The 1,874-nt window shown below is 42.4% G+C and carries 1 protein-coding gene and 1 pseudogene; both read right to left on the reverse strand.

Annotated features, from left to right (window positions below; translation table 11 throughout):
• Positions 1-580 (reverse strand): annotated as a pseudogene (locus GXZ17_RS10555) (DNA-binding protein WhiA); the annotation flags it as partial.
• Positions 570-1,874, reverse strand: a 1,305-nt coding sequence (uvrC, locus tag GXZ17_RS10560) for an excinuclease ABC subunit UvrC (protein WP_409377244.1), incomplete at its 5' end; no start/stop codon positions are given. The gene uvrC and the pseudogene GXZ17_RS10555, both read right to left, overlap by 11 nt.

The following is a 1,874-nucleotide window of genomic DNA, read 5'->3' on the forward strand; positions in this document are numbered from 1 at the left end:
AAGCTCCCAGATAGTGCAAGAAAGAACCAATAACGGAAGAATTTTTGGTATAAATATAATTCTCTTTTTTTCGCTCCCGAAACTGAAAGGGTAAATTCTTTTCCTCCAGATGCTCAAGAACTACAAAAACCAGATCAGAAGGAAGAGGGCCAATTTCTAAGTGATAATGATGCAAGGGGTCCGAGATATAACCCCGGGCTTCAAACAACCCTCGCAAAAAAGCACGGGCAGTTTTCCCCTCAAGCATATCTTTCAAGAGAGAAGCATCAGAAAATCCTCCCTCCTCCCAGAAATTCTCCTCCCAGAGGATATCCAGAGAATACCATTTTCCGGCATTAATCCCTCTTTTTTCTTTTTGCAAGAGAAAATGAGGAAGGTGAGGATAAAGTTTATTTTTCAGCCACAAACACTTTTTTATTAAACTTAAATCGGTATGAGAAAAGGAAAGATAGCTATTACTTTCTCTCCTTTTAATTGTTCCTCCTCCCCGAAACATTCCCCACCATTCCGCTCGACACATGGGAAGAGAGGAAGGAATCTGAGCGTAAATTTCATCTTTGAGAAAAGTTCTAAAATCCACGAGATAAGTTTTTCTCCAGTTGTTTTTTAACTTCTTCTATAGTTTTTTCGGGAATACCCAGGTTTTTACTAACTTCCCGAGAGTCGGCCTCTAAAATCTCTCTTAAATCATTAAAGGCAGAAAGAAGTTTTTTCTTCCTCTTTGGTCCTATTCCTTTCACTTCTTCTAAAATCGAACCAAAAGATTGTTTATTACGCCGCAAGCGGTGAAAAGTGATGGCAAAGCGGTGAGCCTCGTTTCTCACTCTCTGCAAAAATTGTAAAGCCTCAGAGTGAGGAGGCAGGCGCAAGGGCTGGTGTTCCCCGGGAAGATATATATCTTCCCACTCCTCAGCTAAAGATACAACAGGAACTTCAACTCCCAGGTTCTCCAAAACCTCCAAAGCCACGTTAAGTTGCCCTATCCCCCCATCTACAAGAATTAAATCGGGAAAAGGAGAAGATTTCTCTTGAAGAGAACGGAGATGTCTTTCTAATACTTCTCTCAAACATTCATAGTCATTAGGATAGTCAGTTTCTCGAATGATGAACTTCCGATAATTATTTTTATCCGGTAATCCATTTTTGAAGGAAACTACGGCTCCCACTGTTTCTCCTCCCTGGAAAGTGGAGATATCCACTCCCTCTACCCACTCCGGGGGTGACGGAATACCTAAGAGGGCTTGCAGCTCTTCTTTTGCTTTTTCTGAAGCTCTTTCTCTTTTTTCCATTTTTAGTTTTTCTACTTCTAAATTCTTCTCCGCATTACTCCGAGCAAAAGTCATCATCTCTTTTTCTTCCCGGGTTAGAGGAGGAGTAAAAGTTATAGCATACTCTTCTTCTATTTCAGGTATTTCTCCTCCCTCCCAGCACACCCGGGAAGGAAGGTTAAACCTATTCAAATAAAATTCCTCCCCGAATTCTCTCAATATCTCTTCTCTCTTCCCGCCTGATGTGAGAAAACTCTCGCTTCCTATCAAGCGTCCTTTTCTCACCCGGAGCACTATAAGAGAAGCCAGGGTTTCATCGCCAGCCATATCAATAAAATCTACATCTTCTGCCCTGGGGAGAACCAGTTGATATCGAGCCACAATTTTGTTCACTGCTTCCCACCTATCCCGATAACGGGCTGCCTCTTCAAAATCCAGCTCCTCTGCCCTCTTCCACATCTCCTGCGCCAGCCAGGAAAGAACTCTTTCATAATCGCCATTCAAAAAATCTTGAGCTTTTTTCACTCTCTCTCCGTATTCCTCTTTAGTTACTGAACCCAGACAGGGAGCACAACAGAGACCCAGTTCAAAATCCAGACAGGGTCT

This window comes from Candidatus Sordicultor fermentans (assembly GCF_012728195.1).
In the GTDB taxonomy this organism is placed as follows: domain Bacteria; phylum Atribacterota; class Atribacteria; order Atribacterales; family Caldatribacteriaceae; genus Sordicultor; species Sordicultor fermentans.